Source organism: Acetobacter sp. DsW_059 (genome assembly GCF_002153695.1).
GTDB classification, from domain to species: Bacteria; Pseudomonadota; Alphaproteobacteria; order Acetobacterales; family Acetobacteraceae; genus Acetobacter; species Acetobacter thailandicus.
Genome location: NZ_JOPI01000059.1, coordinates 21,219 through 27,621, shown reverse-complemented (window position 1 = coordinate 27,621; position 6,403 = coordinate 21,219). Strand labels below are relative to the sequence as shown.

Sequence of the window (6,403 nt, the reverse complement as noted above, 5' to 3'; positions counted from 1 at the left end):
ATGTCCGCAATCCATATCGCAGCAACCGTCCTCTTCTATCTTAACGAATGAGTCCTGAGCCTAGCTTAACGGCAAACATAATTATAGCTGCCGGCTGAACAGACGGTTATCCACCGCCTGTATTCAGCCCCTGCATTTCTCTTCTTGTATTTTACCAGCCTGAAATAATTTAAACCACTTCAAAACATTGAATTAATAGCAAACTGCGGCGTGATCTGAATAGATTTATTGTGACCGGCAAAATAAAAAGAAGACCCGACAATAATCCCCCATCGTGGGTTCCAGTTATACTCCATCGCCGGGGCAATCTGCCAGTCACCTGAAGCCTTACCAATCGTGTGAATATACTGGCCATCTGCATTATGCCCGCGCAGTCGGGTACCATTAGCCCAGTCACGCGCCAGGTCCATTGCCACAACCCAGCTCTGATTGATACCATATTCAAGAGAAAACCCGGTCTGACCACTCATTCCTGGTTGTCCCTTACCCCTAAAGCCCATAGCAGTACCGTAACTGGTAACATCCTGCAGCTGTGCTGAGGTCACTGCCCGCCTGAACCAGTTCCACATACGCAGACGCAACTGATGGTGCCCTGGTAAAGTATAAGTAGACTGCTCTGTCAGAGCAAAGCGGAAGACATAAGCACCAGTACCTATTCCATCCTGAGTGTCGCCGAGCTTTTTATAATCTCCCGTAGGGAAAATCATACCGACAAAGACATTCAGGGCCGGAATATAACGTTTAGGGTCAGGACGTAAAATGCGATAAATAAGATCAAGCGGCATATCACCAGCTTTAGGACCATGAGAGTGCCCGTCATTATGTTTCCAGCCATACTGAACAACCGTATGAAACTGGATACTAAAGTCAGGTGTGATTCCATATTTTATAAGTGTGGAGTTAGCAAAACTACGCTGATAAGGATGTTTTTCCGGGCCTGAACGGTTATGCGCATCAAAAGCACCAACTGGCTGACTATATGAAAAATAAGGCTCGATATTAAGAATACCCGACGTCGTTGTACCTGAAGGAGAAACCAGAGAACCTGTGTACCACTGGTCAGCATAGGCAGGAGGCTCATAAGCCAAAAAAAACGTACAGCAGCCAGCTATAAATCCCCTCTTTATTGTTTGTCCCACGAACTTTTTTCCTTTTGTATAACCTGCTTAAGATATCTTCTGTTTTTTAAATATCTAAGGTTGATACGACATCGTTTTCCACAGCCAGCATGACATGAGCTACCCGTTATTTATTTGTATTTCTGATAGCTACAATAAAGAGATGATATATTTACGGGCGGAAAGAACATTCTTCCCGCCCGATTTTCATCAGGATTTTTTCTGCTTGAATTCCTGATAATACTCATCAACCATTTTACGAAGAGCACTGCCAATGGCGGCATACTGAAACTCGTTCAGATTTGCCAGAGAAGCGCGGGCCGCTGCGCGGACTGTACCAAATCCCCCGCCTGGCAACAGTACTATCCCTGTTTCATCTGCAATACGGAACAAAATTTCACCTGTGCTTGCACGCTCAAGCATCCATTTTGCAAAATCTTCTCCGTAAAGCGCACGGCAGGTATCTTCAAGATCAATGAGCGTATAATAATCGACAGCATTCGCATCTTCTGACCGGCTGACTCCCAGCTCACGATACATCACAGCTTCACGACGTCGAATAAGATTTTTAAGAACTTTTTTATATCGTTCTTCATGATCGGTCAGCACAAATAAAGAGAATAGTACCATCTGCACCTGCTGCGGTGTAGAGAGACCAGCAGTATGATTGAGAGCCACCGCTCTGCTGTCGGCAACAAGGCGATCAATAAACTTAAGAGCTGACGGATCAAGCGTCAGGCTGCTGTAGCGCTTTGCAAGACGGCTTTTTTCTTCAGCGGGCAGATTTGCGAGATGAACGTCAATCGCGTTATCTTTATGCATACCGATAACGCCAAGTCGCCAGCCGGTTGCACCAAAATATTTCGAGAACGAATAAACAAGAATAGTGTTGCGCGGACAAACTGCATAAAGAGAGCGGAAATTATCTGCAAATGTACCATAAACGTCATCTGTTAAAATCATCAGATCCGGACGTTCCTTAACGATGGATGCAATCTTAGCAAGAGAAGCATCATCCATTTTTACAGAAGGCGGGTTACTGGGGTTTACACAAAAGAAAATCTTGACGCCCGGATCACGCAGTTTTTCAAGTTCATGCTCAGGATACTGCCAGTTCAGAGCCGGGTCAGCCTGTACGCTAACGACTTCAAGCCCATATTCTTCAAGCTGCGGAATTTCAATATAGGGTGAGAAAACCGGCATCCCTATCGCAACTTTATCACCTTTATTAATCAGGCCATTCTGCTTCATCGTATTGAAGACATAGGCCATGGCAGCAGTACCGCCTTCAGTCGCAAAGAACTCTGTCGTGTCAAGCGCAATATCTCCACCCACCATTTCGCGCAAAACATACTGGCCTACAATTTTTTCACTCAAAGGCAGCATGCGAGGAGGTGTGGGGTAATAACAACCAAGAATACCCTCGACCATTTCCTGAAGGAACTCAGACGCTGACAAGCCCATCTGGTCACGCACATAGCTCACAGCGACAGCAAGGGCATCTGCATCTTCCTGCCCCTGACGCGCCTCAACAAAACGGTCAAATCGCCCTTCTATTCCCTCAACACGCACCATTCCGCCCAGTGCAGGAGATAAATAAGACATAGACAAACGAGATTCAGCCAGAGCAAACTGCCCAAACAGGAAAAAAACTGCCCGGGGTAATGTAGCAAGAAAATTTGGATTTCCCCGCCCAGCATTAAGCATCGCACGGTCTGCCTTTGAAGAGGCGAGGCGAATAAGTTCGTCTTTCAGCTCAAAGGGGCTCAGGCTGGCAAATTTTGAATAATCCGTAGTCATCAGAAGATACCTTTTAAAAGGAGAAAAAAATCAGGAAAATGCAACAACCAGCGGCCCCAGCAATGTCAGTAAAACATTGGCTACCGCATAAGTAATGGCGAATGGTGTTGTTGGAACAGAATTACCTGCCTTGCTGAGAACCTCACCAAAGGCAGGATTTGCGCTACGTGACCCGGCAAGTGCACCGGCAAAAATAGCTGTGTTATTATAACGCAGCACATAACGCCCAAAGAGCATTGTCAGCACCAGGGGGATCAGTGTTACGATAACGCCGAGCAGGAATAACGTAATCCCCTGCTGCATAATTGTCGTTACCGCCTGCTGGCCGGTTTGCAGCCCTGTTACCGCCACAAACCCGGCAAGACCTAAATCAACCAGCAACGCTGAAGCCCCTGAAGGCATATTACCAGAAGAAGGATGTCGTCCCTGATACCAGCCAAACAACAGGCCAGAAAGCAGTGCACCGCCACCGCTGCCCAGTGTAAGCGGGACTGAACCCAGATGCACAACAGCGAGACCTATTAAAAGGCCAACAGCCACGCCTAAAGAATGAAAGACCAGATCAGTTTTAATACTGGGCACCAAAATCTGGCCAAGCTGTGATGCAACACGCTGCACGTCTGCTGATGCACCGAGAAGGGTGACGACATCGCCGTCATGAACCTCAGTATCCGGGGTCAGAGCAAGTTTTACACCAGCCCGCGACAAAGAGACCAGATACACGCCATGCCGCGTTACGGCAGAGAGCAACTGCACACACTGTTTAATAGTTTTACCGGAAAAGTCTTTTCTTGAAAGACAGATATCACGACGCAACAGAACGAAATCAAGGCCAGCCACTTCACCAGCTTCCTGACCAATCTGCGCTCCTGCTGCAATAATATCAGCACGACGACCAACAAGAAGCACATTATCACCAGGCTGCAGAGAAGCATCAGAGCCTGTTGCCAGCATCTTACCGTTACGCACAATTTTTTCGAGCGTTATACCCGGACTAAGCGCCTCAATAGCTGCAACTGTCAGATCTGACTTTGTTATCTGATAAGCCCGCCCGATCAGATCGGGAAAAGATTCAACTTCACCCTCCCCGGCAATATGCACGCCGGCTGCCTGTTGTGATTCTGCGCGCAGCGCATCGTCTCTTATGCTTCGCTTCATAAGCCACGGAAGCACATTAACACACATAATAATGGGGCCAATTGACCCAAAAATATATGTTACAGCATAACCAACAGCGACATTACCCTGAAGCTGCTGAACCTGTACCAGAGGCAAACCAAGTTTTTCGAGTGATGAACCGGCAGTACCGATAATAGCTGACTGTGTAAGGCCACCAGCCGCAAGCCCTGCCGCCAGACCTTTATCAAGATGAAAGATACGGGCGATCACTACAACAGTGACAAGGCCCGTTACGGCCAGCACACCAGCCATTAAAATTTCACGCATGGTCTGACGACCAAGCGAACGAAAAAACTGTGGTCCGCTCTGATAACCTACAGCGTAAATAAACAAAGCGAACAAAACAGTTTTTATACCGGAATCTATATGAACGCCGACCTGACTGATCAGTACAGCGGCCAGTAAAGTGCCAGCTACCCCGCCAAGCTGGAAAGAACCAAAACGGAAACGACCGATCCAGCATCCGGCCAGTAGTGCAAGGAATAATGCTATTTCAGGACACGCCTGAAACAGGTCAGAAACAGCCAAGATAACTGAATGCACCGGATATTCCTTAATCTGCTTAATTTTGTTTGATATTATCTTACATCATGAACTATTGTTTTAATAATTCAAATCCAAAAAATATAAAATAAATTTTATAAATAAAATTGATAATAAATTTTTGTTTTATAATCAAAACAAAATTGTAAAAATAATTTTTATATTTTTATGCAAGCAAATAAGTATTTTTGTTTTAAGAAAAACATAAAAATAAAAAGCTAACCGGTTGGCTTTCTGATTAAACAGATTTACTCATAAAATCATTCAGCCGTTCTGATATTCGGAAGATATCAGAACGGCTTTTTAAAAATTATCGTCCGGCCATTTCTTTAATCCAGGCGGGATAACGTTCACCTGCCACTACAATATCAGCAAGAGCTGCATCAATACGCGCAAGCTCTTTACTACTCAGAATTACACCTGCTCCACCCAGATTTTCTTCAAGCCGGGCGATCTTTGTCGTTCCAGGAATAGGAACAATCCATGGTTTCTGCGCCAGAAGCCATGCCAGTGCAATCTGCGCCGGAGTAACCTGATTAGCCGCTGCAATATCCTCAACCAGAGTAAGCAGCCCCTGGTTTGCGGCAAGAGATTCAGGAGAAAACCTTGGCACTACATGACGAAAATCATCCTCGCCAAATGTGGTCTGAGTATCAATTTTTCCGGTCAAGAACCCTTTTCCCAAAGGACTGAAGGGTACAAAACCAATTCCCAGCTCTTCAAGCGCAGGAAGAATTTCTTTTTCAGGTTCACGCCACCATAAAGAATATTCACTCTGTAAAGCTGTGACCGGAAGAACAGAATGTGCTTTACGAATAGACTGCACACTGGCTTCTGAAAGGCCGAAATGCCTTACTTTCCCTTCTGCTATCAGATCCTTTACTGTACCCGCAACATCCTCCATGGGTACGTTCGGATCAACACGATGCTGATAAAATAAATCAATGACATCTGTACGCAGTCGTTTGAGTGACTCTTCGGCGACCTGACGGATCCGCTCCGGGCGGCTGTCCAGTCCCTGCTTTGAATCCCCGTTACGAAAGCCAAACTTCGTGGCAATCACCACATCTTTGCGTACAGGTTCCAGAGCTTCACCAACGAGTTCCTCATTCGTAAACGGGCCATAAACCTCTGCTGTATCGAAAAAGGTAACGCCTTTTTCAAATGCGTTACGAATAAGATTAATCGCACTTTTATACTCGGTTGCCGGACCATACCCAAAGCTCAGCCCCATACAACCCAGACCAATAGCTGAAACTTCCAGGCCATTTTTTCCAAGAATACGTTTTTTCATAATTCATTTCCTGTTAGTGAAATTAATAAAGTTCTTTTCTGTCTATGAATTTTTAACGATGATACTGCTCATCACTGACATGCTCCATCCAGTCAGAGGACCTGCCATCCTTTGTTTCTGTAATGGCAATATGTGTCATCGCGCATTCTGGTGATGCACCATGCCAGTGTTTTTCGTCAGGTTCGAACCAGACGATATCACCAGGATATACCTCTTCAACCGGACTACCTTCACGCTGAACCCACCCGGAACCAGCTGTTATAAGAAGAGTCTGCCCAAGCGGGTGTGTATGCCAGGCTGTACGGGCACCAGGTTCAAAAGTGACGGTGGCACAGGCGAGAGCACCACTCCCCGCGAAGGGTGCATCCACGCGTACTGTTCCGGTAAACCACTCTGCCGGACCTTTAACAGATGGTCTGAAACCAGGACGTCTGATATCCATGAGTTCTTTCCTTGCGAATTGAGCTGC

General features: G+C 46.2%; 5 protein-coding genes. All 5 read right to left on the bottom strand.

Translation table 11 applies throughout. The features are described 5' to 3' along the window. Window positions 1-179: 179 nt before the first annotated feature. The gene (locus HK25_RS11400) at window positions 180-1,088 is read right to left on the bottom strand and encodes a transporter (protein WP_143295995.1); all 909 of its coding nucleotides are present in this window, start codon (window positions 1,086-1,088) and stop codon (window positions 180-182) included. A gap of 240 nt (window positions 1,089-1,328) precedes the next feature. Next, window positions 1,329-2,918, bottom strand: a complete 1,590-nt coding sequence (locus HK25_RS11395; protein WP_086636286.1) for a bifunctional aspartate transaminase/aspartate 4-decarboxylase — start codon at window positions 2,916-2,918, stop codon at window positions 1,329-1,331. Between the two features lie 30 nt (window positions 2,919-2,948). After that, on the bottom strand, window positions 2,949-4,640 hold the full coding sequence (gene aspT / locus HK25_RS11390; protein ID WP_198943196.1) for an aspartate-alanine antiporter: 1,692 nt from the start codon (window positions 4,638-4,640) through the stop codon (window positions 2,949-2,951). A gap of 310 nt (window positions 4,641-4,950) precedes the next feature. Continuing rightward, entirely contained in the window at window positions 4,951-5,934 is a 984-nt protein-coding gene (locus HK25_RS11385) for an aldo/keto reductase (protein WP_086636285.1), read from the bottom strand. Between the two features lie 52 nt (window positions 5,935-5,986). Further along, on the bottom strand, window positions 5,987-6,376 hold the full coding sequence (locus tag HK25_RS11380) for a cupin domain-containing protein (protein ID WP_086636284.1): 390 nt from the start codon (window positions 6,374-6,376) through the stop codon (window positions 5,987-5,989). Window positions 6,377-6,403: the final 27 nt, after the last annotated feature.

Coding starts and splice junctions, on each gene's coding strand:
- HK25_RS11395 (WP_086636286.1), bottom strand. CDS start 2,918: ATGACTACGGATTATTCAAAATTTGCCAGCCTGAGCCCCTTTGAGCTG.
- HK25_RS11385 (WP_086636285.1), bottom strand. CDS start 5,934: ATGAAAAAACGTATTCTTGGAAAAAATGGCCTGGAAGTTTCAGCTATT.
- HK25_RS11380 (WP_086636284.1), bottom strand. CDS start 6,376: ATGGATATCAGACGTCCTGGTTTCAGACCATCTGTTAAAGGTCCGGCA.